Source organism: Kitasatospora sp. NPDC029367 (genome assembly GCF_055569135.1).
In genome coordinates this window covers 1-25326 of sequence record NZ_JBVHYH010000079.1, presented here as the reverse complement: position 1 = coordinate 25326, position 25326 = coordinate 1, and the positions used below count along the sequence as shown (strand labels likewise).

Annotated in this window: 23 protein-coding genes; 15 read left to right on the top strand and 8 right to left on the bottom strand. The window is 73.2% G+C overall.

Going from position 1 to position 25326, the window contains the following annotated elements; all coding sequences use genetic code 11:
- Positions 1 to 43: 43 nt before the first annotated feature.
- Together paaN and ACZ4W5_RS31555 are read left to right on the top strand one after the other, a co-directional pair.
- Positions 44 to 1744, top strand: a complete 1701-nt coding sequence (gene paaN, locus ACZ4W5_RS31560; RefSeq protein WP_465658391.1) for a phenylacetic acid degradation protein PaaN — start codon at positions 44 to 46, stop codon at positions 1742 to 1744.
- A gap of 163 nt (positions 1745 to 1907) precedes the next feature.
- Entirely contained in the window at positions 1908 to 3401 is a 1494-nt protein-coding gene (locus ACZ4W5_RS31555) for an FAD-dependent monooxygenase (RefSeq protein WP_360242948.1), read from the top strand.
- 74 nt (positions 3402 to 3475) lie between these two features.
- Here ACZ4W5_RS31555 and ACZ4W5_RS31550 read toward each other — a convergent pair whose 3' ends face one another.
- Positions 3476 to 4042: a CGNR zinc finger domain-containing protein gene (locus tag ACZ4W5_RS31550; protein WP_360242945.1), complete on the bottom strand. Its 567-nt coding sequence runs from the start codon at positions 4040 to 4042 to the stop codon at positions 3476 to 3478.
- 259 nt (positions 4043 to 4301) lie between these two features.
- Between ACZ4W5_RS31550 and ACZ4W5_RS31545 the strand changes: the two genes are divergently transcribed.
- From ACZ4W5_RS31545 to ACZ4W5_RS31525, 5 genes are all read left to right on the top strand, one after another.
- Positions 4302 to 6464 carry a protease pro-enzyme activation domain-containing protein gene (locus ACZ4W5_RS31545; protein ID WP_465658388.1) on the top strand — a complete coding sequence of 721 codons (2163 nt, stop codon included), beginning with the start codon at positions 4302 to 4304 and terminating at the stop codon, positions 6462 to 6464.
- 300 nt (positions 6465 to 6764) lie between these two features.
- The gene (locus ACZ4W5_RS31540; RefSeq protein WP_465658386.1) at positions 6765 to 7793 is read left to right on the top strand and encodes an XRE family transcriptional regulator; all 1029 of its coding nucleotides are present in this window, start codon (positions 6765 to 6767) and stop codon (positions 7791 to 7793) included.
- A 176-nt stretch (positions 7794 to 7969) separates the two neighbouring features.
- Positions 7970 to 8440, top strand: a complete 471-nt coding sequence (locus ACZ4W5_RS31535) for a VOC family protein (protein ID WP_465658384.1) — start codon at positions 7970 to 7972, stop codon at positions 8438 to 8440.
- A 3-nt stretch (positions 8441 to 8443) separates the two neighbouring features.
- On the top strand, positions 8444 to 9349 hold the full coding sequence (locus tag ACZ4W5_RS31530; RefSeq protein ID WP_465658382.1) for a pyridoxamine 5'-phosphate oxidase family protein: 906 nt from the start codon (positions 8444 to 8446) through the stop codon (positions 9347 to 9349).
- A 151-nt stretch (positions 9350 to 9500) separates the two neighbouring features.
- Positions 9501 to 10544: a peptidoglycan-binding protein gene (locus ACZ4W5_RS31525; RefSeq protein WP_465658380.1), complete on the top strand. Its 1044-nt coding sequence runs from the start codon at positions 9501 to 9503 to the stop codon at positions 10542 to 10544.
- 6 nt (positions 10545 to 10550) lie between these two features.
- Here the strand turns inward: ACZ4W5_RS31525 and ACZ4W5_RS31520 are convergent, their stop codons facing one another.
- Positions 10551 to 11294 carry a TrmH family RNA methyltransferase gene (locus tag ACZ4W5_RS31520; RefSeq protein ID WP_360242927.1) on the bottom strand — a complete coding sequence of 248 codons (744 nt, stop codon included), beginning with the start codon at positions 11292 to 11294 and terminating at the stop codon, positions 10551 to 10553.
- A gap of 356 nt (positions 11295 to 11650) precedes the next feature.
- Here ACZ4W5_RS31520 and ACZ4W5_RS31515 point away from each other — a divergent pair, with 356 nt between their 5' ends.
- The 4 genes from ACZ4W5_RS31515 to ACZ4W5_RS31500 all read left to right on the top strand — a co-directional run bounded on the left by ACZ4W5_RS31515 (position 11651) and on the right by ACZ4W5_RS31500 (position 14538).
- Positions 11651 to 12148, top strand: coding sequence for an SRPBCC family protein (locus ACZ4W5_RS31515; protein ID WP_360239727.1), 498 nt, complete (start codon positions 11651 to 11653; stop codon positions 12146 to 12148).
- Between the two features lie 45 nt (positions 12149 to 12193).
- Positions 12194 to 12871 carry a hypothetical protein gene (locus ACZ4W5_RS31510; protein WP_465658378.1) on the top strand — a complete coding sequence of 226 codons (678 nt, stop codon included), beginning with the start codon at positions 12194 to 12196 and terminating at the stop codon, positions 12869 to 12871.
- Between the two features lie 186 nt (positions 12872 to 13057).
- On the top strand, positions 13058 to 13852 hold the full coding sequence (locus ACZ4W5_RS31505) for a thioredoxin domain-containing protein (protein ID WP_465658376.1): 795 nt from the start codon (positions 13058 to 13060) through the stop codon (positions 13850 to 13852).
- On the top strand, positions 13849 to 14538 hold the full coding sequence (locus ACZ4W5_RS31500) for a vitamin K epoxide reductase family protein (protein WP_465658374.1): 690 nt from the start codon (positions 13849 to 13851) through the stop codon (positions 14536 to 14538). The genes ACZ4W5_RS31505 and ACZ4W5_RS31500 overlap by 4 nt, the downstream gene beginning before the upstream one ends.
- Before the next feature lie 17 nt (positions 14539 to 14555).
- Here the strand turns inward: ACZ4W5_RS31500 and ACZ4W5_RS31495 are convergent, their stop codons facing one another.
- The 4 genes from ACZ4W5_RS31495 to ACZ4W5_RS31480 are packed head-to-tail and all read right to left on the bottom strand — an operon-like array spanning position 14556 to position 18650.
- Complete coding sequence (locus ACZ4W5_RS31495) at positions 14556 to 15632, bottom strand: hypothetical protein (RefSeq protein ID WP_360239736.1); 1077 nt, start codon at positions 15630 to 15632, stop codon at positions 14556 to 14558.
- Positions 15633 to 15688: 56 nt separating this feature from the next.
- Positions 15689 to 16687 (bottom strand): adenosine deaminase, encoded by a 999-nt coding sequence (locus ACZ4W5_RS31490; protein WP_360239739.1) that lies wholly within the window; start codon positions 16685 to 16687, stop codon positions 15689 to 15691.
- Between the two features lie 47 nt (positions 16688 to 16734).
- Positions 16735 to 18060: an MFS transporter gene (locus ACZ4W5_RS31485; protein ID WP_465658372.1), complete on the bottom strand. Its 1326-nt coding sequence runs from the start codon at positions 18058 to 18060 to the stop codon at positions 16735 to 16737.
- Entirely contained in the window at positions 18057 to 18650 is a 594-nt protein-coding gene (locus tag ACZ4W5_RS31480) for an ArsR/SmtB family transcription factor (RefSeq protein WP_465658371.1), read from the bottom strand. The genes ACZ4W5_RS31485 and ACZ4W5_RS31480 overlap by 4 nt, the downstream gene beginning before the upstream one ends.
- A 160-nt stretch (positions 18651 to 18810) precedes the next feature.
- Between ACZ4W5_RS31480 and ACZ4W5_RS31475 the strand changes: the two genes are divergently transcribed.
- Complete coding sequence (locus ACZ4W5_RS31475; protein WP_360239748.1) at positions 18811 to 19092, top strand: DUF6158 family protein; 282 nt, start codon at positions 18811 to 18813, stop codon at positions 19090 to 19092.
- Between the two features lie 124 nt (positions 19093 to 19216).
- Positions 19217 to 20605, top strand: a complete 1389-nt coding sequence (locus ACZ4W5_RS31470) for an NADP-dependent succinic semialdehyde dehydrogenase (protein ID WP_465658370.1) — start codon at positions 19217 to 19219, stop codon at positions 20603 to 20605.
- 72 nt (positions 20606 to 20677) lie between these two features.
- Here ACZ4W5_RS31470 and ACZ4W5_RS31465 read toward each other — a convergent pair whose 3' ends face one another.
- On the bottom strand, positions 20678 to 20959 hold the full coding sequence (locus ACZ4W5_RS31465; protein WP_360239754.1) for a hypothetical protein: 282 nt from the start codon (positions 20957 to 20959) through the stop codon (positions 20678 to 20680).
- Between the two features lie 49 nt (positions 20960 to 21008).
- Positions 21009 to 22040, bottom strand: a complete 1032-nt coding sequence (gene ku, locus ACZ4W5_RS31460; protein ID WP_465658369.1) for a non-homologous end joining protein Ku — start codon at positions 22038 to 22040, stop codon at positions 21009 to 21011.
- A gap of 403 nt (positions 22041 to 22443) precedes the next feature.
- Here ku and ACZ4W5_RS31455 point away from each other — a divergent pair, with 403 nt between their 5' ends.
- Together ACZ4W5_RS31455 and ACZ4W5_RS31450 are read left to right on the top strand one after the other, a co-directional pair.
- Complete coding sequence (locus ACZ4W5_RS31455) at positions 22444 to 23769, top strand: amino acid permease (RefSeq protein WP_360239918.1); 1326 nt, start codon at positions 22444 to 22446, stop codon at positions 23767 to 23769.
- A 725-nt stretch (positions 23770 to 24494) separates the two neighbouring features.
- Positions 24495 to 25151: an aggregation-promoting factor C-terminal-like domain-containing protein gene (locus ACZ4W5_RS31450; protein WP_360239760.1), complete on the top strand. Its 657-nt coding sequence runs from the start codon at positions 24495 to 24497 to the stop codon at positions 25149 to 25151.
- The last annotated feature ends 175 nt before the right edge of the window (positions 25152 to 25326 follow it).

Below are 25326 nucleotides of genomic sequence, written 5' to 3'. Positions count from 1 at the left end.
TACTCTGTGACGTGTCCCGTCCTCCCCTCTGAGGAGCGCACAGATGCCCGCAGCGGTCACCCACCCCCTCGTCGCCGAGCTGGTCGAGCGCCACCAGGCCACCCTGGACGCCGCGCTCGCCGCCGCCGCGAAGCGCGACTACTGGTCCGCCTACCCCGAGTTCCCGAAGGCCTACGGCGAGAGCGGCCCGGCCGACGGCAAGGCCGCCTTCGACGCCCTCCTCGGCCGGCCCTTCGTCCTCGACGGCCACCCCGGCGACGGCGACCAGGTCGGCGGCGAGGTCTCCCCGTACGGCATCGAGCTGGGCATCACCTACCCGCACGCCGGCCCGGACGCCCTGATCGCCGCGCTGGAGACCGCCCGGCCCGGGTGGGCCGCCGCCTCCCCGCTGGAGCGCGCCGCCGTCTGCCTGGAGATCCTGCGACGGATCAACGCCCGCTCCCACGAGTTCGCCCAGGCCGTCATGCACACCACCGGCCAGGCCTACGGGATGGCCTTCCAGGCCGGCGGCCCGCACGCCCAGGACCGCGGTCTGGAGGCCGTCGCCTACGCGTACGCCGAGCAGACCCGGCTGCCGCGGCAGGCCGGCTGGACCAAGCCCCAGGGCAAGCGCGAGCCGCTGGTGATGACCAAGGAGTTCACCGTCGTCCCGCGCGGCCTGGCGCTGCTGATCGGCTGCAACACCTTCCCCACCTGGAACGGCTACCCCGGCCTGTTCGCCTCGCTGGCCACCGGCAACCCGGTGCTGGTCAAGCCGCACCCGCGGGCCGTGCTGCCGCTCGCGCTGACCGTCGCGATCGCCCGCGAGGTGCTCGCCGAGGCCGGCTTCGACGCCAACCTGGTCTGCCTGGCCGCCGAGCACGAGGGCGGCACCGTCGCCGCGACCCTCGCGGTCCGCCCCGAGATCAAGATGATCGACTACACCGGCTCCACCTCCTTCGGCGACTGGCTGGAGGAGCACGCCAAGCAGGCCCAGGTCTACACCGAGAAGGCCGGCGTCAACGCGGTCGTCATCGACTCCACCGACGACTACAAGGGCATGCTGGGCAACCTGGCCTTCGCCCTCTCGCTCTACAGCGGCCAGATGTGCACCACCCCGCAGAACGTGCTGATCCCGCGCGGCGGCATCGGCACCGACCAGGGCCACAAGTCCTACGACCAGGTCGTCACCGACCTCGCCGCCGCCATCGAGGGCCTGCTCTCCGACGACGCCCGCGCCGCCGCCATCCTCGGCGCCGTGGTCAACCCGGGCGTGCTCCAGCGCTCGGCCGCCGCGGCCGGCGGCGAGTACGGCGAACTCGCCCTCGCCCCGCGCGCGGTGGTCTCGCCCGACTTCCCCGGCGCGACCGTCCGCACCCCGGCGCTGGTCAAGCTGGACGCCGACAAGCCGGACGACCGCTCGGTCTTCCGCTCCGAGTGCTTCGGCCCGGTCTCCTTCGCCGTCGCCGTCGAATCCACCCCCGCCGCCGTGGAGTTGCTGCGCACCACGGTCCGCGAGAAGGGCGCCATGACGGCCTCCGGCTACACCACCTCGCCCGAGGTGGAGGCCCTGCTGGTCGAGGCCGCGCTGGACTCCGGCGTCTCGCTCTCGCTCAACCTCACCGGCGGCGTCTACCCCAACCAGACCGCCGCCTTCTCCGACCTCCACGGCACCGGCGCCAACCCGGCCGCCAACTCCGCGTACTGCGACGGCGCCTTCGTGGCCAACCGGTTCCGCACCGTGGAGATCCGCCGCCACAGCTGAGCCGGCGGGGCCTTCCGCCCCCGCCCGAACCCCCGGTCCCCCGGTCGGCCACCCGCCACCGGGGGACCGGCGGTTCACAGCTCCACCGGCGCCCGCGATGATGGAGGCTGGGAGAGCGCCGGAAACGGCGTCCAACCGCCCTCCGAACAACGGGAGCTGATACATGACCGTGAAGCCGACCGAAACCGACGTCGTCATCGTCGGTGCCGGACCGACCGGACTGCTGCTGGCCGGCGACCTCGCCGCCGCCGGGGTCGGCGTCACCGTCCTGGAGAAGCGCGGCACGGAGTCCAACCTCACCCGGGCCTTCGCCGTGCACGCCCGCAGCCTGGAGCTGCTGGACGCCCGGGGCCTGGCCGACGAACTGATCGCCACCGGCCGCCCGCTCAGCGGGCTCCGGATGCTGAACAGGCTCGGCATCGACCTCAGCACGCTGCCCAGCCGCTTCCCGTTCGTCCTGATCACCCCGCAGTACAACGTCGAGCGGGTGCTCCAGGAGCGCGCCGAACGGGCCGGCGCCGTGATCCTGCGCGACGCCGAGGTCACCGGGCTGCGCCAGGACGCCGAGGGCGTCACCCTGGAGACCCGCGACGGGCGCAGCCACCGGGCCCGCTACGCGGTCGGCACCGACGGCGTCCGCTCCGCCGTCCGCGAGCTGCTCGGCATCGAGTTCCCCGGCGAGTCCGTGGTCGACTCCGTGATGCTCGCCGACGTCCGGCTGGAGCGCGAGCCCGCCGACGCGATCGCCGTCGGCGCCAACAAGGCCGGCTTCTCCTTCGTCGCCCCGTTCGGCGACGGCTGGTACCGGGTCATCGCCTGGGACCGCAACGAGCCGCAGGCCGACGGCGCCACCCCCACCCCCGAGCAGCTCACCGCGATCGTCCAGGCCACCCAGGGCGAGGACTACGGCCTGCACGACGTGCGCTGGAGCTCCACCTTCCACAGCGACGAGCGCCAGGCCCCCAACTACCGCTCCGGCCGGGTCTTCCTGGCCGGCGACGCCGCCCACTGCCACTCCCCGGCCGGCGGCCAGGGCATGAACACCGGCCTCCAGGACGCCGCCAACCTCTCCTGGAAGCTGGCCGCCGCCCTCCGCGGCCACGCCACCGACGCACTGCTGGACACCTACCAGGCCGAGCGGCACCCGGTCGGCAGGACGGTGCTGCGCACCTCCGGCGCGCTGATCCGGATCGCCCTCGCCGAGTCCGCCCCCACCCGCGCCCTGCGCGGGGCGCTCACCGCGATCGGCGGCCACCTCGACCTGCTCACCGAGCGCGGCGCCCGGATGGTCTCCGGCATCGAGATCGCCTACCCGGCCCCCAAGGGCGCCCACCCCCAGGTCGGCAAGCGCGTCCCCGACCTCAGGCTGACCGCCCTCAGCAAGCCCGCCGAGGGCGAGCCGGACGGGCCCGAGCGGCTCTACGAGGCGCTGCGCGCCGGGAAGTTCGTCCTGGTCAGCAATGACGAGCTGGCCGCCACCGCGCCCTGGGCGGACCGCCTGGTCTGCGCCGCCCCGGCCGACCCGCACGGCAAGCTGGCCGACACCGTGCTGCTGATCCGCCCGGACGGCTACGTCGCCTGGGGCGCCGTGGACCCGGGCCAGGGCGAGCTGCGCGAGGCCCTCACCGGCTGGCTGGGCGCCCCCGCCGAGAACTGACCCGGGCAGCGCGACGAAGGGTCGGCGGGTGCGGCACGGACGCCGCACCCGCCGACCCTTCGTTCGGTCGTCGGTTAACCCCGCGCCTTCACGTAGTGCCGCGCCGCCTTCGCCCGGTTCCCGCAGACCGCCATCCGGCACCACCGCCGGCGCCCGTTCTGCGAGGCGTCGAAGAAATGCAGAATGCACGCCTCGTGTGCGCACTGCTTCACCCGGTGGGCGCCCTGCCCGAGCAGCGTGAGGAAGTCGTCGGCCGCCAGCCAGGGTGCCAGCCACTCCGGCCGGTCGGCCTCGACCCGCTCCTCGGCCCCGCCCGGCCCGGCCGTCCGCCGGATCCGTCCGTGCGCCAGCACCGCGTCCAGCCCGTCCCGCGCCTCCGGGCCCAACTCGCCCTGCTCGCGGGCGTCCTGGGCGGCGAGCAGGATCGCCTCGCGGGTCTGCCGGATGGCCGCCAGCCCGGCCGCGTCGGCCGTGCAGCGCTCGGCCAGCCCGTTGGAGGAGAGCCAGATCCCGTACTGCTCGACGTCGGTGAGCGCGTCGTTGACGGGCGTTCCGGACCAGCGGGTGTTGAGCAGGTCGAGCGCGAGCGGCTCGCCGATCAGCGGTCGGTGGTCCCTCGGATCCGGCATCAGGTCAGTCATCGCTCTCCCTCGGCTCGCCCCGATTCTACGTCCGTTCCCCCAGCGGGAATTGGTATGGACCGTCGCCGGAATTCCGGCCATTCACTGTATGGAACGCCCGGCTTTCCGGCCCTCCACAGTTGACTGTTTTTTAGCAACCAATTGCCGGACCATGATCCACCGCACCGATCCGCTCTGACATGTTCTAGCCAGTGTTCCTGAACCCCTCGGGACGCCTTGCCCCTTGCCGGTTCCCCACAGCCGGCCGGAGGAGGATCCGTTGCGCCACCGTTCCCTCGCCATCGCCGCGGCGATAGCCGTCCTGCCGCTGACCGCCGTCTCGCTCGGCGTCGCCACCGCACAGGCCGCCACCCCGCACGCCGCCCCGCGCGTCGCCCTGCCGAACACCGTGAACCCCGCGGTGGCCCACTCGGAGAAGAAGGGTGACGTCCCGGCCGAGCAGCAGCTCTCGGTGGCCGTCAGCCTCAAGCTGCGCGACTCCGCCGGGCTCGACCGCTTCCTCGCCGCGGTCGCCACCCCCGGCACCCCGGAGTACGGCAAGTACCTGACGCCGGAGCAGTTCAGCGCGCAGTACGCGCCCACCCAGCAGGCCGTCGACCAGGTCAAGGCCTACCTGACCGCCCAGGGCCTGACCGTCGGCGACGTCAGCGCCAACCGCCAGGTGGTCAACGCCCACGGCACCGCCGCGCAGGTCTCACAGGCCTTCGGCACCCACGAGAGCTCCTACCTCGACCCGCAGCAGCAGCGCACCTTCTTCGCCAACGACGGCGCCGCCTCGATCCCCGCCGAACTGGCCTCCGTGGTCCAGGGCCTGAGCGGCCTGGACAACCACGCGGTGCGCAAGGGCCGGATCGCCCAGCCGCACTCGGTGACCCCGAACGCCGCCACCGCCACCCCGCGGGGCATGGCCCCGGCCCAGTACCGGGGCGCGTACAACCTGGACAGGACCGGCGCCGACGGCACCGGCACCACGGTCGCCCTCTGGGAGTTCGACGGCTACAAGTCCTCGGACCTGACCACCTACGACTCGCAGTACGGCCTGACCGGCCCGGCCGTCACCACCGTCCCGGTGGACGGCGCGAACTACGACTCCTCGCCCGGCCAGGGCGAGGGCGAGGTCGAGCTGGACAGCGAGATCGTCCGCGGCGCGGCCCCCAAGGCCACCCAGCTGCTCTACGAGGCCCCCAACAGCGACCAGGGCGAGATCGACATGGCCAACAAGATCGTGGCCGACAACAAGGCCTCGGTCATCTCGATCTCCTGGGGCACCTGCGAGCCGGACACCACCGCCTCCTCGATGACCGCCGTCGACAACGCCTTCAAGCAGGCCGCCGCCCAGGGCATCTCGGTCTTCTCCGCCTCCGGCGACGACGGCTCCAAGGACTGCACCCGCTCCGCCAGCGGCGCGAGCGTCACCTCGGTCGACTTCCCGGCCTCCAGCCCGCACCAGACCGGCGTCGGCGGCACCAACCTCCAGGTCACCAGCGGCAACGGCTACTCCTCGGAGAGCGCCTGGAGCACCGCCGGCGGCGGCGTCTCCACCGTGTTCGGCAAGCCGAGCTGGCAGACCGGCACCGGCGTCGCCGGCACCATGCGCACCGTCCCGGACGTCGCCTCCAACGCCGACCCGCAGAGCGGCTTCGCGATCTACACCGGCGGCGGCTGGAACGTCTACGGCGGCACCAGCGCGGCCGCGCCGCTGTGGGCCGGCTACGCCGCCCAGGTCAACCAGAAGGCCAAGGCCGCCGGTCAGCCCGCCCTCGGCGAGGCCAACCCCAAGCTGTACGCGGTCGCCAACAGCGCCAACTACGGCACCACCTTCCACGACGTGACCACCGGCGCCAACCAGGACTTCGCCGCCAAGGCCGGCTACGACCAGGTCACCGGCTGGGGCAGCCCGGTCGCCGACGCCCTGACCACCGCCCTGCTCGGCGGCGGCAGCACCACCCCGCCGTCCGGCGGGGGCTGCACCGCCGCCCAGCTGATCGGCAACGGCGGCTTCGAGACCGGCACCGCCGCCCCGTGGACCACCTCCTCGGGCGTCGTCGACAACGGCACCTCCCAGCCCGCCCACTCCGGCAGCTGGAAGGCCTGGCTGGACGGCTACGGCAGCGCCCACACCGACACCCTGTCGCAGACCGTCACCGTCCCGACCGGCTGCACCGCGGCGACCCTCACCTTCGCGCTGCACATCGACACCGCGGAGACCGGCTCCACCCCGTACGACACCCTGACCCTCCAGGCGAACGGCACCACCGTGAAGACCTGGTCCAACGTGAACGCGGCCGCCGGCTACGTGCAGCAGACCGTGGACCTGACCTCCTTCGCCGGCCGGACCGTGACCCTCAAGTTCACCGGCGCCGAGGACGGCTCCAACCAGACCAGCTTCGTGATCGACGACGTCGCCCTGAACGTCAGGTGATCACCGTCCGTTAGCAGCACGCAGACCCCCGCCGGGGCGGCGCCGTCAGGGCCCGCTCCGGCGGTGTCCGTTTGCGCCCGGTTCCCCACCGTTCCCGGCGCAGCGTTCCAACCGTGTTTCCGGACTGTTTCAAGATCGCTAACCATCCGGTCCACCTGCTGTGACCACTGTCATCCGCACGACTGATGACGTAGCCTCTCGACCGTGCGTAGGGTTCCCCAAAGCTCGGTGAAGCCGCTCACAGCGCGCCCCGGCGCCGCCCCGGTGCCACCGAAGTCACCTGGTGGGGAGGTTCACCGCATGGCCGCACAGCAGCCTCAGGACGCCGCGCGGCTGCGGCTGGTCGGATCGCGTACGGAGCGCCCCGACCCGCCCCCCGTCCCGGCTCCCGCCCCCAGCCCGGGCCCCCCGGCGCCGTCCGCCGGCCGCCCGGCCCCGGCCGGCGGCTTCGCGGACGCCCTGCACCTGGCCATCGAGGCCAGCGGCCTCAGCCTGGACCGGATCCGCGCCGCGCTCGCCCAACGCGGCGTCAGGGTCAGCGTCACGACGCTCAGTTACTGGCGCCGCGGCCGCAGCCAGCCCGAGCGGGCCAGCTCGCTGCGCGCCGTCCACCTGCTGGAGGAACTGCTCGGCCTGCCGCACAGCGCGCTCTCCTCCCTGCTCGGCCCGCCCCGCCCGCGCGGCCGCTGGGCCGCCGCCGCCAACACCCTCCACCTCGGGCTGGAGGACGTCTGGCCGGGGGAGCAGGCGATCTCCGAGATCTTCGCCGAACTGGACGCCCCGCCGGCCGGCGAGCTGGAGCGGCTCAGCATCCACGACTCGTACTACGTGGACGCCGAGCGCCGCGCCAACCTGCTGCGGATGCGCCAGGTGGTGCGCGCCACCGTCGGCGGCGTCGGCCGCTGCCTGGTCGTGCACAAGGCCGACGAGGAGGCCACCGGCTGCCCGGAGATCACCTCGGTGCGGCACGGCCGGCTCGGCCGGGTCCGCCGCCGCCCGGAGGTCGGCCTGACCGTCGCCGAGCTGATGCTGGACCGCCCGCTCGGGCTCGGCGACAGCACGGTCTTCGAGTACGAGGTGGAGATCCCGCCCGGCGGCCCGACCATGGAGTACAGCCGCCGCTTCGCCACCACGGTGCGCGAGTACGTGCTCCAGGTGCACTTCGACCCGGCGGCCGTCCCGGTGCACTGCGAGCGCTACGACCGCGAGCCGGGCGCGGACGTCGACCACCGCCGCGAGCAACTGTGGATCGGCGCCTCGGCGAGCGCCCACGTCCTGGCCCCGGACCAGCAGCCCGGCCACATCGGCATCCGCTGGGAATGGCCGTAACCGCATCACCCCCCGAACGCCCCGTCGGACCGGATCCGACGGGGCTTTCGCATGCCACCCCCAAAACCTAACCCCTTCAAGCCATCACACCGGTTGACGCCCCATCACCTAACCCATAACCTAACCAGTACCGGTTAGGCAGTCGCCCGCCGGAACCCACCCGGGAGGGACCAGGCATGTCCGGCACCACCACACTCCGCACCCTGCAGACCGGCCACGTGGGCCTCAACGTCACCGACCTCGACCGCTCGGTCGCCTTCTACCGCGCCGTCCTCGGCCTCGACCTCACCCACCAGGGCACCGACCCCGAGCGCCGCTACGCCCTGCTCGGCCGCGACGGCCGCCTGGTGATCACCCTCTGGCAGCAGAGCACCGGCACCTTCCCCACCAGCGCCCCCGGCCTGCACCACCTCTCCTTCGAGGTGGCGGACCTCGACGAGGTCCGCGCCACCGAGGAACTGCTGCGCACCCTGGGCGCCGAGTTCGCCTACGACGGCGTCGTCCCGCACAACGAGGGCTCCGCCTCCGGCGGCATCTTCTTCACCGACCCGGACGGCATCCGGCTGGAGGTCTACACCCGCACCGGGCTGGCCGACACCGCCGCCGAGGCCCCCCACGACTCCGCCCCCACCTGCGGCTTCTTCTAAGCGATGACCGCCACCCCGTACCACCCCGGCGAGCGGCAGGCCCAGGCCCGCGCCGGAGTGACCGAGCGGGCCGACCACGCGGGCCGGTCGATCCGCGACACCGTCCCGGCCGTGGCCGCCCGCTTCCTCACCGAACGCCGGACGCTGGTGGTCGGCGCCGCCGACCCGGACGGCCGGGTCTGGGCCACCCAGCTGTCCGGCCCGGCCGGCTTCCTCCACGCCCCGGACGAGCGCACCGTGACGATCGCCGCCCACCCGTCCGAGGCCGACCCGCTGGCCGAGGCCCTGGCCCGCCCCGCCCAGCTCGGCACCATCGCCCTGGACCCGGCCGGCCGCCGCCGGATGCGGCTCAACGGCCGTTCGGTGCCGGACGGCCGGGGCGGGCTGGTGGTCCGCGCCGAGGAGGTGGTGTCCAACTGCCCGAAGTACATCCAGCGCCGCAGCCCGCTGGACCGCCCGGGCGCGGGCACGCCCCGCACGGTCGCCGAGGGGCCGGTCCTGACCACGGCCCAGCGGCTGACCGCGGCCACCGCCGACACCTTCTTCATCGCCACCACCGGGCCCGACGGCCGGGTGGACGCCTCGCACCGCGGCGGCCTCCCCGGCTTCCTGGAGGCGGTGGCGCCGGACACCGTGCGCTGGCCCGAGTACCGCGGCAACAGCATGTTCCTGACCCTCGGGAACCTGGAGCTGGACCCGCGGGCCGGACTGCTGCTGCCCGACTGGGAGACCGGCGGGGCCCTGCTGATCACCGGCGAGGCCCGCACCGACTGGTCCGAGGAGGCCCGGCAGGCCGCCCCCGGCGCCGAGCGGATGGTCGAACTGACCGTCACCGGAGTCCGGGAGATCGCCGACGCCACCCCGCTGACCTGGACCGATCCCGAGTACTCGCCCGCCAACCCGCACTGACCACGGATCAGGTTCGGACGACGACCCTGGGGGCACCTCCCGGCCGAAGGCCGGGGGAGGGTCCTCACCCGTCCGGCGGAACCCGCCGCGCCGCGCCCCGCCCGCTTTGGGACTTTGATCCCGACGGCACACGTTCGGAAAGAGGCGGAGCATGACCCGCACCGGCAGCCCCTCACCACTGATCGAGTTCACCGAGGTCGACCCCGAGGAGGACTGCATATGCGGGGGCTGCAGCGCCCGCCGCCGCGCCCGGCTGCACGCCGCCCCGGTCCACGAGGGCGGGCACGCCGCGACCCGCAGCATCCGCCGCCGGGCCGCCGTCCTGGTGGCCGCCGTCGGCACCGCGATAGGCGGCGGCACCGCCGCCGCGGCCCCCGCACCCGGCCCCACCCCGGGCGGCAGCAGCACCGCCCAGCCCCCGCGGACCCCGCAGGGCGAGGTCAGCGGCCTCCACGGCCAGGACCCCGGCGCCCGCTCCGCCGCCCAGCCCGTCACCCGGGCCCAGATCGTCCAACGCGCCCAGACCTGGGTCGACCAGGCCGTGCCGTACAGCATGGGCAGCTACTGGTCCGACGGCTACCGCCAGGACTGCTCCGGCTTCGTCTCGATGGCCTGGGGCCTCGGCAGCAGCCAGACCACCTGGACCCTGCCGGACTTCGCCGAACGGATCGACCGGAACGACCTCCAGCCCGGCGACGTGCTGATCTACAACAACCCGGCCAACCCCCAGGCCGGCTCGCACGTGACGATCTTCGGCGGCTGGACGGACTCCTCCCGCACCCGCTACCTGGCCTACGAGCAGACCTCCCCGGGCACCAGGAAGCGCTCCACCCCGTACGCCTACTGGAACAACTCCGGCTCCTACCTCCCGTACCGCTACACCGGCCTGTCCAGCGGCAGCAACGACAGCACCACCGGTTTCCCCGGCGCGGACAAGTTCGGCCCCGGGGCGAACAACGACTACGTCACCAGGCTCGGCCGGATGCTGGTGCAGCGCGGCGGCTCCCGCTTCTACACCCAGGGCCCCGGCCCCCGCTGGACGGAGAGCGACCGCAGGGCCACCCAGGCCTTCCAGCTCGCCCAGGGCTGGCGCGGCAGCGAGGCCGACGGCATCCCGGGCAAGGACACCTGGGCCTTCCTGGTCAACCACAAGGGCCGCGACATCGACGCCGGCACCCCGCCGCCGTCCCCCTGACCCGCCTCAGCGCCTGCCCGACATCCAGTGAAACAGGCCCATCGCCACACTCGTCGCCAGGTTGAAGCTGGACACCCCCGCCTGCATCGGCACCGCCACCAGCCGGTCGGCCCGCTCCTTGAGCTCCGCCGACACCCCGTGCCGCTCGGTCCCGAAGGCGAGCAGCGCGTCGTCCGGGAAGGGCAGGTCCCGGATGTCCGTGCCCTCCGGGTCCAGCACGTACAACGGCCCGGCCGGCAGCTCCGGCAGGTCCACCCGCTCCACCGCCGTGGCGAAGTGCAGCCCTGCGCTGCCCCGCAGCACCGTCGGGTGCCATGGATCCAACTCGCCCGTGGTCACCACCCCGGTCGCCCCGAACCCGGCCGCCAGCCGGATCACCGCCCCGACGTTCCCCAGGTTCCGCGGATTCTCCAACACCACCACCGGAGCCCGCCGCGGCAACCGCCCCAACACCGCCCGGTTCACCGCCACCGACGGCCGCGCCGCCAACGCAACCACCCCGGTCGGATGCAACCGCGGCGCCAACCCCCGCAACCGCTCCTCCGCCACCTCCACCGCCAACCCGTCCAACGCCGCCACCACATCCGGCGCCAACTCCCCGGCCAACGCCAGCAAGGCCCCCCGGTCCACCGTCAACACCCGCCGAACCTCCCCCCCGAACCGCAGCGCATGCTTCAACGGATGAAACCCGTCCAACAACACCGCCCCCGCCGCCACCGCCCGCCAATCCCGCACCACCTCGTCCTCCATGCCCCCACTCTCCCACCCCCACCACCCCACCCCACCCCCCGCACCAACCCACCCACCCCCGCCACCCCCCTCCCCCTCACCCACCCAGGCGAGAGGGACGCGCTGCGGGAGGGGGCGGTGGAGGGGGTGGGTGCGGAGAGGGGCGTGACGGGTGATTTTCAGACCGCCAACGGCGCCCAACACCCCACCCACAGAGTCGGCGGTCCGAAAATCACCCAGCCCCCGGAGCGCCCACCCCCGGAACCGCCCCCGGACCACCCACCCTCCCGAAAGCCCACCCCCCAACCAAAGCCCCGCGCAGCGGCCCCTTTGCCCCACCCCCCAACCAGGCGCAGGCTGGTTCCGGAGGCCCCCCCATGACCACCCTTGAGGAACAGATCGACATCGCCGCCCCCGTCCTCGCCGCCTGGGAGCAACTGCACCGCGTCCACGAGTACCCCCGCTTCCTCGACGGAGTCCGCACCGCCCACCCCCACGGCCGCAACCTCGCCCACCTAGGAGTCCGGGTCGGCGACACCGAACGGTCCCTGGACACCGAGATCACCGACCGCGGCCGGGGCCGGGTGATGGCCTGGCGGACCCTGGACTCCGTCCACCTGAGGGGCGCCTTCGCCCTGCTGCCCCTGGACCCCCGGCACACCCGCCTGCAGATCCGGGTGGAGTACGACCCGGAGGCCGTGCACCAGGAGTTCGGCGGCCCCCGCGGCTTCGCCCAGGCCGGAGCGATCGAACGCACGGTACGCGGGGACCTCGAACACTTCCGGGACCTGCTCGAAGCCCGGGTGCACACCAACGACACCCACCCCGACGGCGCCCCCACCTCCCTCCCCAACGGCCACCCCCACACCCCGTAAGAACCACATAAGCCCAGCTCAGCAGGGCCGTTCCAGTTTCAACCTGTGGCAGACTCGGATGCCATGGACATCGGCCCGGTCACCAGGACGCTCCGCGCGGCGGTCTTCGCCGCGCTGGTCGTGCTGCTCGCCGGGCTCGGCCAGGTGCTAGTCACCGGCCGTACGCTGCCGCTCGGGACGATGGGCCTGGCCTCGGCCGCCGTCTTCGTCCTGGCCTTCGCCCTGGCCGGCCGCGAACGCGGCTACCCGGCGATCGCGGCGGCGTTCCTCCCCCTGCAGCTCGGCGTCAGCGCCCTGTTCGACCTGGCCCAGCGCTCCTGCCCGTCCCTGCCGCCCGACGCCGGAGAGGGCCTGCGCCCACTGCTCTGCGGCGGTGGCTCGCTCGGCGGCTTCCTGCTCGGCCACGGCGTGTCCGAGCAGACGGGCGTCGTCCTGCTGCTCCTCCTGCACACCGTGATCGCCCTGGCCGGGGCCTTCTGGCTGCGCCGCGCGGACGCCGCGCTGAGCGGCCTCACCCGGGCCCTCCGGATGCTGGGCGAGTTCCTGCACCGGCACCTCCCCGCCGCCGCCCGCTGGCTGCGGCTGCTGGCCGCGCCCGTCCCGGCCCGTCCGGTGATCCGGGTGCCCTTCCCCCGGGCCAGCCGCGTGCTGGTCCCGGCCGAGGACGTGGTGGTGCGCCCGGCCGTCCGGCGCGGTCCGCCGGTGTTCGCCCTGACCGTCTGAGCACCCCTGCACCTCAGCGCCTCAGCACCTCAACGCCTGAGCACCTCAGCACCTCTGCGCCTCAACGCCTGAGCACCTGAGCACCTGAGCCCCCCTTCGCCCAGCGGTCCTCTCTCGCCCCGCGCCGACCCGGTCTGCCCGGTCGCGCCGCCCTTCCGTACGCCCGAGAGCACAGGACGACACCCCATGAGCAACACCCGTAAGACCGACCGAAAGACCAACGCCACCGAGCGCATGCGCGAGGCCCGCGCCCAGGCCCAGCGCGCCGACCGGATCCGCCGCCGGGTGGTGGTCGGCGGCGCCTCCGTCGCCGTGCTCGCCCTCGCGGCCGGCGTCGCCTTCGCCGTCGGCGGCTCCTCCGGTTCCTCCTCGACGGCCGGGGCCGACGGCCCGCTGGTCGTCCCCGCCAACGCGACCGGCACCGACGGCACCGTGATCACCTACGGCAAGGCCGACGCGCCGCACACCCTGGAGATCTACGAGGACTTCCGCTGCCCGTTCTGCGAGCAGTTGGAGACGACCACCGGCAAGACGATCCAGCAGCTCGCCGACAACGGCAGCTACAAGATCGAGTACCACCTCGCGACGTTCCTGGACAAGAACCTCGGCGGCAAGGGCTCGCGCACCGCACTGGCCGCCGCCGGCGCCGCGCTGAACGAGGGCGTGGACAAGTTCAAGGCCTTCCACGACGTGCTGTACGCCCACCAGCCCGACGAGCGCAGCGACGACTTCGGCGACGTCAACCACCTCCTGGACCTGGCCGGCCAGGTGCCCGGCCTCAAGACCGACGGCTTCGTGAAGGCCGTCCAGGAGGGCACCTACGCGCCGTGGGCGGCCAAGGTGAACGAGGAGTTCAACAAGAGCGACGTCACCGGCACCCCGACCGTCAAGCTCGACGGCAGGAAGCTGGACGTCCTGACCAACGGCAAGGCCGTCTCGCCCGAGCAGTTCACCGCCCTGGTCAAGCAGGTGACCGGATGACCCAGTCCGCACCCCCGCCCGCCCCGGCCAAGCCCACGCCCGCCCCGGCCGAGCCCGCCCCCGCCCCCGCCCCCGCCCCCGCCCCCGCCCCCCGGACCTTCGGCGCGAGCCGCCCCTTCGCCTGGCTGCTCCTGCTCGGCGGCGCGGTCGGCCTGTTCGCCTCGGCCGTCCTCACCCTGGACAAGATCCGGCTGCTCAAGGACCCGTCGTACGTCCCCAGCTGCAACATCAACCCGATCATCAGCTGCGGCTCGGTCATGCGCAGCGACCAGGCGGAGGCCTTCGGCTTCCCCAACTCGCTGATCGGCCTGGTCGCCTTCGGGGTGGTGATCGCGATCGGCACCGGGCTGCTGGCCGGGGCGTCGTTCCGGCGCTGGTTCTGGCTCGGCCTCCAGGCCGGAACGGTCTTCGGGATCGGCTTCGTGACCTGGCTGATGTACCAGGCGCTGTACCGGATCAACGCGCTCTGCCCGTACTGCATGGTGGTCTGGGCCGCGATGATCCCGCTGTTCTGGTACACCACCCTGCACAACCTGCGGTCGGGGGTGATCCCGGTCGGGCCGAGGATGCGGACGGTGGTGCGGGAGGCCGTGCGCTACCACTGGGTCGTCCCGGCGCTCTGGTACGCGGTGATCGCACTGCTGGTGCTCAACCGGTTCTGGTACTACTGGAGCACCCTGATCTGACGCCCGGGACCGCGAGGCTACTTGGGCACCCCGGTGAGCTGGGCGAACGCGGCGGTGCCCGAGTAGCCGACCAGGAAGCCCACCAGCACGCCGCCCCAGAAGTCCTCGACCGTGACGAAGGACGGCGCCTCCGACTTCCGCGCGGCGAACACGATCGCCGCGCCGCTGAGGATGACTGCCAGCACGAGGGAGCCGATCGCCGTCCCCAGGTGCTGCTCGACCAGCGCGCCGAGGCTCTGCGCCTCCTGGAGCGAGCGGGCGACGCTGCCGACCAGGCCGCCGGTGACCCCGCCGGTCATCACGTTCCACAGGGCGGCCTTGAGCGGGACGGTCAGCGCGGTGGTGTTGGAGAGCACCCTGCGGCGCTCCGCCCCGGGCGGCGGTGCGGTGTCCTGGCGCGGGGTCAGCCCGTAGACGACGGTGAACTGCAGGCGGTAGCTGGCCGGGACGAAGAACGGGCTGCGGCCGGTGCCCAGGCGGATGGTCCACACATCGGTCGACCCGGGTTCCAGCGCCGCCCCCTGCGGGAGTGAGCCGATCAGTGGGACGCGCTCCTGCTCGGCCGGCCGGTTCAGGTACATGGTCAGGGTCGTCTGGTCGTAGGCGTGGACGTTGGTCTGCCCGGCCCGCCCGTGCAGGAACACCGTCGAGTTGCCGTAGGCGTGGAGGTTGAGCTGGTCATCGGCACCGTCGAGGCGTGCCTGGTGGCGCGCGATCGCCTCGTCCAGCGCCGCGATCTCGTCCTCGACCGCCAGCCGTTCCTCGGATGGCAGCTGCGGCGACAGGCGCTGCACCGCTCGTCGCCTCCGGCTCCGGAGGTCCAGGAGGGTGGCCCTCAACCGTTCGAGCTCCTCCTCCGGGACCACCGGGGCCGCGGCCTCCGGCGCTTTCGCGGGAGGCTCCGGCGCCCGCCACTCCAGCTGGGTCGGCAGGCTCAGCTCGACCGCGTCGAGCCACACCGGCACCGAGAACGGGTTCTTGACGTGCAGGTAGACCGTGAAGTCCGTGCCCGAGTACACCTGCGGGACGGAGAGGTCGACGGCCAGGTCCAGCAGACCGAACTGGGCCGGGTGCTCCGGCGGCGGAGTGGTCACCCGGACAGGCTAGTGAGACCAGCCCGTCCGGATCAGGGGTTTGCCCGGATCGCCACTCAGCCGTCGATCGGGTCGAAGGTGAACCGCTCGACCTCGGCGAGGAGTTCGGCCCGGCGGCGGTCGTCGATGAAGGAGGCCCGGAAGGAGTTGGCGGCCAGCCGGCGCAGGGTCTCCTGGTCGAGGGCCAGGGCCTGCCGGACGGCGCGGAAGTTGTCCTCGACGTAGCCGCCGAAGTAGGCCGGGTCGTCGGAGTTGACGGTGACCAACAGGCCGGCGTCCAGCATCTCCCGCAGCGGGTGGTCGGCGAGGGTGTCGATGCAGCGCAGCCGGACGTTGGAGAGCGGGCAGAGGGTGAGCGGGATCTGCTCGCGGGCCAGTCGGGCGACGAGTTCGCCGTCCTCCAGGCAGCGCAGGCCGTGGTCGATCCGCTCCACGCCGAGGACGTCCAGCGCCTCGGTGATGTACGAGGCCGGGCCCTCCTCACCCGCGTGGGCGACCCGGCGCAGCCCGGCCTCGGAGGCCCGGCGGTAGACCTCGCGGAACTTCGCCGGCGGGTTGCCGACCTCGGCCGAGTCCAGGCCGATGCCGGCGATCCGGTCGAAGTACGGGCGAGCGGCCTCGAAGGTCTCCAGGGCGGAGTCGGCGGACTCGTCGCGCAGGAAGCACATGATCAGCTGGGTGCTGATGCCGTACCGCTGCTCGCTGCGCGACAGCGCCCTGGTCAGCCCGTCCACGACCACGCCGAGCGGCACCCCGCGCGCGGTGTGCGCCTGGGGGTCGAAGAAGATCTCCGCGTGCCGCACGCCCTGTTCGGCGGCCCGGGCCAGGTAGGCGTCCGCGAGGTCGGCGAAGTCCTGCTCGGTGCGCAGCACGGCCATCAGCGCGTAGTAGAGGTCGAGGAAGGACTGGAGGTCGCTGAACGAGTACGCCTTCCGCAGGTCCTCCGTGTCGGCGTACGGCAGGTCGACGGAGTTGCGGGCGGCGAGGGCGAAGGCGAGCTCGGGTTCGAGGGTGCCTTCGATGTGCAGGTGGAGTTCGGCCTTGGGAAGCGGCATGTGCGATCTGTCCGAGCTGTCGGGGAGTGGACGTGAAGATACGGAATTCATCCTATGATCTCCCCGATCTTCGGGGGTGCCGTGGGCAGCTCCCGGAGGGTGCGCAGCGGCGAGAACAGCGGCAGCGCACCGGCCACCACGAGCAGGCCGGTCATCACCCACATGGTGGGCCGCAGGCCGATCGCCTCGCCCAGCGCGCCGCCGGCCAGGGCGCCGAGCGGGATGGTGGCGTGGACGGCGAACATCGAACCGGCCGCCACCCGGGTGAGCAGCCCGGGCGGGGTGTAGGACTGCCGGAAGCTGCCGAGCACGACGTTGCAGAACACCACGGCCGCGACCACCCCGAGCGCGCCGAGGACGTACAGCGCCGTGCCGAGCCCCGGCCCGGCCAGCGGCATCAGCAGCCCGAGCGGGACGGCGCCGAGCAGTACGGTCCGCACCGCGCGGGCCGTACCCAGCCGGCCGCACAGCGGGCGGGCCGCCGCCGCGCCGAGCACCCCGCCGACCGCGGCGGCGGAGGCGAGCGCGCCGACCCAGCCGGGAGCGATCCCGGCCTCCCGGACCAGGAACAGCGCCAGGATCGCCTGGTAGCCCATGAGCGCGAAGTTCGCGGCCGCGCCGAAGCAGAGGAAGGCGCGCAGGTAGGGGTCGCGCAGCAGGAAGGACAGCCCCTCGCGGACCTGCCGGCGCAGGCCCGCCCGCTCCGCCTGCTCCGCCGGCTCCATGCTCTCCGCCCGATCCGCCGGCTCCGGCCGGGCGCGGATCCGCAGCAGGGTGCCGGCCGCGATCAGGAAGCTCACCGCGTCGATGAGCAACCCGGCTGCCGCGCCGACGAGTTGGACGGTCAGCCCGGCCAGCCCGCGGCCCGCGACCTCGGCCGCCGAACCGCTGCCCTGGAGCTTGGCATTGGCCTCGATCAGGTCCGCCGGGGCCACCAGCTCGGGCAGGTACGCCTGGTCGGCGGCGTCGAAGAACACCGAGCAGACCCCGCCGAGGAAGGCCACGGCCAGCAGCTGCGCCAGGGTGAGGACGCCGAGCCACCCCGCCACCGGCACGCTGGCGAGGAGCACCGCGGAGCCGAGGTTGCAGGCGATCATCACGGTCCGCCGGGGCGCCCGGCCGACCCAGACCCCGGCCGGCAGGCCGAACAGCAGCCAGGGCAGCCAGATCGCGCTGGTCAGCAGGCCCGCGGCGAGCGGCCCGGCCCCCAGGGTGAGCACCGCGACCAGCGGCAGCGCGACGGTGGTGACGCTGCTGCCCAGTCGGCTGACGGTCTGCCCGGCCCACAGCAGCCGGAAGTCCCGTTGGGCGAACAGGCCCCAGCGCGAACGGAGTTCGGGGCCCGCGGTGGACCGGGCGAGGGTGGCGGTCACGGCCGCGCCGGGACGCTGTGGGCGAAGGCCAGGACGGTCTCGCGCTCCCGCCCGTCCTCGGGCACCGGCCGCCGCGCCCACTTCTGGATCACCTCGTGCAGGTCGGCGGCCAGCTCCCGGGCCTCCTCGGGGGTGAGCCGCAGCCAGGCCTGGGTGGCCACCGAGCAGCCGTCCCGCCAGTCGGGGCCGTACCCGCCGCGTCGCGCGGACCACTCGCGGACCAGCTCGACCTGGCGCTCCAGCAGGATCGATCCGGCCGCCTCGGCCACCGCCTCGGTGACCGGGTCGCCGTCGAAGTCGGCCCTGGTCCAGCTGAGTTCGCGGTCGGCCAGCCGCCACCAGCGCTCCCGCCGGTCCCGGGCGAGCTCGGCCGCCTCCTCGATCAGTCCGCTCTCGGCCAGCACCTTGAGGTGGTGGCTGACGTTGCCCACCGCCTGCCCGGTGCGCTCGGCCAGCCTCCCGACGGTGGCCGGGCCGTCGACCTTGAGCAGGTCGATCAGCCGGCGGCGCAGCGGGTGGGTGAGGGCGGCGAGCACCCGGGAGTCCTGGATCTCCCGGGCGCCGCGCGGTTCGTCCGTCGTCTCGTCCATGCCGGGAGGGTATCCACAAGAGCTCTTGTACGACAGCTCTTTTGCAATTCTGCTTCTACAATTCCCCTTGTCCATCCGGTTCGCCCCGGACGATCGCGTGCACCGGCGGCGGTCGGCGGGCACCCTGGAGGAAGGGGACTTCCGCCGAGGAGGCACCGCGATGCAGCACGCCGACGACCCGCACATCCGACCCGCGGGCATCTCCCCGCACGCACTGGGCAACGACACCCTGCTGCACGAGCTGGAGCAACTGCACCGCACCCGCCACGAGACCTTCCTGTACGGCTCGGAGGAGGCGCTGAAACGGCACACCCTGCGGACCGGCCAGCTGGAGGCCGAGTACCTGCACCGCTTCCCGCTCCGCCAGGTGACCGCGGCCCGGACCAGGGCCGGAGCCCGGGCCCGGGAGGCGGCCGCCCGCGTGGAGTCGCTGCCCGAGTGACACCCGCCGGCACCCGGCGACACCCGGCGGGACACGCCGGGCGGCGGTGGCTCGCCCCGGGGCGGGGCGTCGGGGAGGGTGTGAGGGCAGAGCACCGGACCCGACCCCCCATTGGGAGCCCCGCATGCCCATCGCCAGCGTCAACCCCGCGACCGGGGAGATCATCCAGACCTTCGAACCGCTCGACGCGGCCGGGATCGAGCAGCGGTTGGCCCGCGCCGAAGCCGCCTTCCACAGCTACCGCAGCACCCCGTTCACCGTCCGCGCCGAGCTGATGCACCGGGCGGCGGACCTGCTGGACCAGGACCAGGACGCGCTCGCCCGCACCATGACCGAGGAGATGGGCAAGCCGCTCGCCGCCGCCCGGGCCGAGGCCGCCAAGTGCGCCAAGGCGATGCGCTGGTACGCCGACCACGCCGAGGCGCTGCTCGCCGACGAGCACCCGGACCCCGCCGACGTGGCCGACAGCGGCGCCTCCCGGGCGTACGTCCGCTACCGCCCGCTCGGCCCGGTGCTCGCCGTGATGCCGTGGAACTTCCCGTTCTGGCAGGTGATCCGCTTCGCCGCGCCGGCCCTGATGGCGGGCAACGTCGGCCTGCTCAAGCACGCCTCCAACGTGCCGCGCACGGCGCTCGCGATCGAGGAGCTGTTCCGCCGGGCCGGCTTCCCCGAGGGCTGCTTCCAGACCCTGCTGATCGGCTCGGGCGCGGTCGAGGGCGTGGTCCGGGACCGCCGGGTCGCCGCCGTCACCCTCACCGGCAGCGAGCCGGCCGGGCGGGCGGTCGCGGCCGCCGCCGCGGACGAGGTGAAGAAGTCGGTACTGGAGCTGGGCGGCAGCGACCCGTACGTGGTCCTGCCGAGCGCCGACCTGGACGCCGCGGTCGCCACCGCGATCCGGGCCCGGGTGCAGAACAACGGCCAGTCCTGCATCGCCGCCAAGCGCTTCATCGTGCACACCGACGTCTACGACCGCTTCACCGCCGCCTTCACCGAGGCGATGCGCGCACTGCGGATCGGCGACCCGATGGACGAGGCCACCGACGTCGGCCCGCTGGCCAGCCGCCAGGGCCGGGACGACCTGGAGGAACTGGTCGAGGACGCCCGCACCCACGGCGCCCGGGTCGAGTGCGGCGGCAACCGCCCGATGGGCTGGGACACCGGCTGGTTCTACGAGCCGACCGTGCTGACCGGCATCACCCCGGCGATGCGGATCCACCAGGAGGAGACCTTCGGCCCGGTCGCCACCGTCTACCGGGTCGCCGACCTGGACGAGGCGGTGGCGCTCGCCAACGACACGCCCTTCGGGCTCAGTTCCAACGTCTGGACCACCGACCCGGGTGAGCAGGAGCGCTTCGTCCGCGACATCCAGGCCGGCGGGGTGTTCTTCAACGGCATGACCGCCTCCCACCCGGCGCTGCCCTTCGGCGGGGTCAAGCGCTCCGGCTTCGGGCGGGAGCTGTCCGGGCACGGCATCCGGGAGTTCTGCAACGTCACCACGGTGTGGATCGGCTGATCCCTCCCGGAGCCGCGACGCCTCCGGTGCGGGTCCGGGCGCGGGTGCGGGCTCGGGCTCGGGCCGGTCGGGTCAGGCCACCGTGCGATGCCTGCCCCGGCCGGGCGTCGCCCAGCGGGCGACCATGCCGACCAGCGCGATGAAGGTCAGCAGCCAGAAGAAGGCCATCAGCCCGATCATCGGGTCCCACTCCGTCTGGACCTCGACCATGAGCAGGCCGATCGAGAGCGCGACCATGAAGGTCACCACGGTGGGGCTGAGGCTGAGCAGCCAGCGCCAGGCCCGGTGGCCCAGGCTCGGGTTCTTCGGGGCCTCGGGCCCGGTTTCGAGTTCCTTGTAGGTGAGCAGGTCCATTCGGGATCGCCTCCGGTGCTGGGTGAGGGGGAGGGGCCGGCCCGCGCGGTCAGGAGGCCTTGCGCGGAGCCGCGGACTTGCGGGTGGTGGTCTTCTTCGCCGTGGCGGCCTTGCCGGTGCCCGCGGCCTTCCCGCCGGCGGCGGTCTTCTTCGCCGTGGCGGACTTCGTCGCGGTCTTCGTCGCGGTGGCGGTCTTCGTCGCGGTGGTCGTCCGCTTCGCGGCGGCGCGCTTGCGGGGCGCCGGCTCCTCCTCGGCCGGTTCCTCCTCCGCCGGTTCCTCCTCGGCCGTGGCCGCCGGTGCCCGGCCGCCCTTGGCCCGCTTGAGGCTGCTGCGCAGCGCCTCCATCAGGTCGATCACGTTGTCCGGCGCCTCGCCGGGCTCCTCCTCGTGCGGGAGCTCGACGCCCTCCAGCCGGGCGGTGATCACCTGCTGGAGCGCCTGCTGGTAGTCGTCGTGGAGCTGGGAGAGGTCGAAGTCCTCGGAGAGGGTGTCCATCAGCGACCGCGCCATCTTGAGCTCCTGCGGCCGCACCGTGACGTCCTCCTCGGGCGCGATCCCGGCCGCCGGGCGGACCTCGTCGGGCCAGATGCAGGTCTGGAGCACCAGCGTCCCGTCGTGCACCCGCAGCACCGCGGGCGACTCCCGGGTGCGCAGCGCGATCTTGGTGACGGCGATCTGCCCCGACTCCACCAGCGCGTCGCGCAGCAGGGCGTACGGCTTGGCGGCGGCCTTGTCGGCGACGCCCACGTAGTAGGCCTTGGAGAACATCAGCGGGTCGATCTCGGTGGCGTCCACGAAGGCCAGCACGTCGATGATCTTCTTGCTGGGCAGCGGCAGGTCGGCGAGGTCCTCGTCGCTGAGCGTGACCGTCCGGCCGTCGGGCGACTCGTACCCCTTGGCGATCTCCGCGTACGGGACCTCCTTCTCCTCCCGTTCGCAGTACCGCTTCATCCGCACCCGCCCGCCGTCCTTGGCGTGCACCTGGTGCAGCGGGACGTCGTGCTCCTGGGTCGCGGAGTAGAGGTGGACGGGGATGCTGACCAGTCCGAAGCTGATCGTCCCCTTCCAGGTGGTCTGCATGGTTCCCACTGTGCGCGCGATCGGCCGGATCGGCCACTTGCTCCGACAGGGCCCTGGCGGGTTCCCGCCAGGGTGACGCTGCGTCAGATTTGAGGCTTTCCCGCCACTTCTCCACCCGCTCTGACCTGGCCTTTTGTGTCCGGTGAGCGAACAGTTATCTCTCGGCTGTTCCGATACCCGGGCGTAGAAGTTAGGTTGCACCGCAATGCGCGGGTCTGTCCCCCACCTTTCGGCACGACGAGCCGAGGGTCATGCCGCGCTGGAAAGGCAGAAGGCACCCTCCATGAGTGCGGACACCACCAAGCAGGCGGCGGACACCACCCAGGTCCCCCATCAGCTCGGCCCGGTCGGACACGGCGGCGACGGCCACCTGAAGGCCGGGCTCAAGAACCGACACCTGTCGATGATCGCGATCGGCGGCGTGATCGGCGCCGGCCTGTTCGTCGGCTCCGGCGCGGGCATCGCCTCCACCGGTCCCGGCATCCTGCTCTCCTACACCCTGGCCGGCGTGCTGGTGGTGCTGGTGATGCGGATGCTCGGCGAGATGGCGGCGGCCGACCCGCAGAGCGGCTCGTTCTCGGCGTACGCGGACCGCGCGCTGGGCCGCTGGGCCGGCTTCACCATCGGCTGGCTGTACTGGTTCTTCTGGGTCGTGGTGCTCGCCGTCGAGGCGACGGCCGGCGCCAAGATCCTCAACCACTGGGTGCCGGGCGTGCCGCAGTGGGGCTGGGCCCTGATCGTGATGGCGGTGCTGACCTCCACCAACCTGTTCTCGGTCGCCTCCTACGGCGAGTTCGAGTTCTGGTTCGCCGGGATCAAGGTGGTGGCGATCGCCGCGTTCCTGGTGATCGGCACCCTCGCCGTCTTCGGCGTGCTGCCGGACACCCACGCGGTCGGCGCCAGCAACCTGACCGGCCACGGCGGCTTCCTGCCGCACGGCGTGGGCGCGGTGTTCACCGGCATGCTCACGGTCGTCTTCGCCTTCATGGGCAGCGAGATCGTCACCCTGGCGGCCGGCGAGTCGGAGGACCCGGAGAAGGCGGTCAGCAAGGCCACCAACAGCGTGATCTGGCGGATCGGGATCTTCTACCTGGGCTCGATCCTGCTGGTGGTCACCCTGCTGCCGTGGGACTCCGCCGCGGTGAAGGACAGCCCGTACGTGGCCGTCCTCGACCACGTGGGCATCCCGCACGCGGGCCAGGTGATGGACGTGATCGTGCTGACGGCGGTGCTCTCCTGCCTCAACTCCGGGATGTACACCGCCTCCCGGATGGCCTTCTCGCTCGGCCAGCGCGGCGACGCCCCGAAGGTCTTCGCCACGGTGAACTCGCGCGGCGTGCCGATGGTGGCCATCCTCTCCTCGGTGGTCTTCGGCTTCATCGCGGTCTTCTTCAACTACACCTCGCCGAACACCGTGTTCGCCTTCCTGCTGAACTCCTCCGGGGCGGTCGCGCTGTTCGTCTGGCTGGTGATCTGCGCGACCCAGCTGCGGATGCGCAAGATCATCGAGCGTGAGATGCCCGAGCGGCACACCGTCCGGATGTGGCTGTACCCCTATCTCACCTGGGTGGCCATCGGCATGATCGGCTTCGTCGTGGCGTACATGTTCACCGACAGCGACGGACGCAAGCAGATGTACCTGTCGCTGGTGGCCGCGGCGATCGTGCTCGGCGCCTCGGCCGTGGTGGGCCGCCGGCGCCGACGGGCGGCGGTGGCGGCGGGGTCCTGAACCCGTCCGCCCCCGCGCGGGAACGCCGGGCCCGGGAGCCGTTGCGGAGGCTCCCGGGCCCGGTGCCGTTCCATGCCCGGACGAGTGCGTGCCCGGACGAGTTCATCCGCGGACGAGTGCATGCGCGGACGAGGCCGGGCGCGGACGAGGCCGGGCTGGCCGGTCGCCCGCCGCCCGACCGGCGATCGGCAACCGGTCGGTCACGCTGCGTCGATGTCGGCACCACGAACGTGTGAGCCCGCCCACAGGGGGTTTCGCATCTACGGTCCTGGATAGTTGTCGCGCTCCGCCCGTACCGCCCCGGGCACCGAACGCCGCACCCCGACCGCCCGCCCGGCCGCCGGATCCGCCCCGAAGAACCCAGGCCATGGAGCCTTCCGGCCCCGCCTTCCGTCGGCACCCCAGCCCTCGACCCCCGAACACCCAAACCGGACAAAGCGCCACAAACACACCGACACACCGGCTGGCAACCGCCCGCCCGGCCACTACTCGTCGTAGTAGCGAGCCCCTTTGCCACCCGTCCCCGGCCCTGCCAAGAATGGCCCGTCGCCAGGCAGCGCCGGCCGGCCCCGTCCGCCGTGCGCAGCCCGCCCGCCCCGCCGCTCTCGGCCGGGGCGCCACGGCCGTCCCGGACGGCCGCGCGGGCCCCGCTCACCCGGAGCCCGTGCGATGCCCCGCGCCCAGTGCCCCGGCACGGCCCCCGACGGAAAAGGACCGCCCGCTCCATGCAGCTCAGCCATGCCCGCCGCAACTCCCTGATCACCGGCATCGCCACCCTCGTGGTCGCGAGCGCCGCCACCGCCGCGCTCGCCATCCCGCAGGCCGGGAACACCGCCGAGGCCGCCGCCCCCGCGGCCGCCGTCTCGGTGGACGGCAAGCCGGTGGCCGACCAGGCGCAGGCCGACACCGCTGCCGCTGCCCAGCAGGACGCCCAGGCGGCCCAGGAGGCCCAGACGAAGGCCGAGGCGGACGCCAAGGCCCAGGCCGACGCCCAGGCGCAGGCCGCAGCCGACGCGAAGGCCCAGGCGGACGCGAAGGCCCAGGCCGACGCCGCCGCCTCCCGCTCGCAGCAGCGCCAGAGCCTCGCCGCCCCGACCGGCACCCCGCAGCAGATCGCCGCCCAGATCGTGCCCGCCGGCCAGCTGCAGTGCTTCAGCAACATCGTGGCCCGCGAGAGCAGCTGGAACCCGATGGCCGTCAACGCCTCCTCCGGCGCCTACGGCCTGGTCCAGGCGCTGCCGGGCAGCAAGATGGCCTCGGCCGGCTCCGACTGGAAGACCAACCCGGCCACCCAGATCAAGTGGGGCCTGGACTACATGAACTCGCGCTACGGCAGCCCGTGCGGCGCCTGGGCGTTCTGGCAGAGCCACCACTGGTACTAAAGCTTGTTGCGGAAGGTATAGGCCGACCCGGCCCTGCCCTCCGCCGTACCCGCCCCGGGGGGGGGGGGGGGCGCGGGGCGGGGGGGGGGGGGGGGGGGTGGCCGGGGGGGGGGGGGCGCGGGGGGGGGGGGGGGGGAGGGGGGGGGGAGGGGGGGGGGGGGGTTGTTGGGGGTTG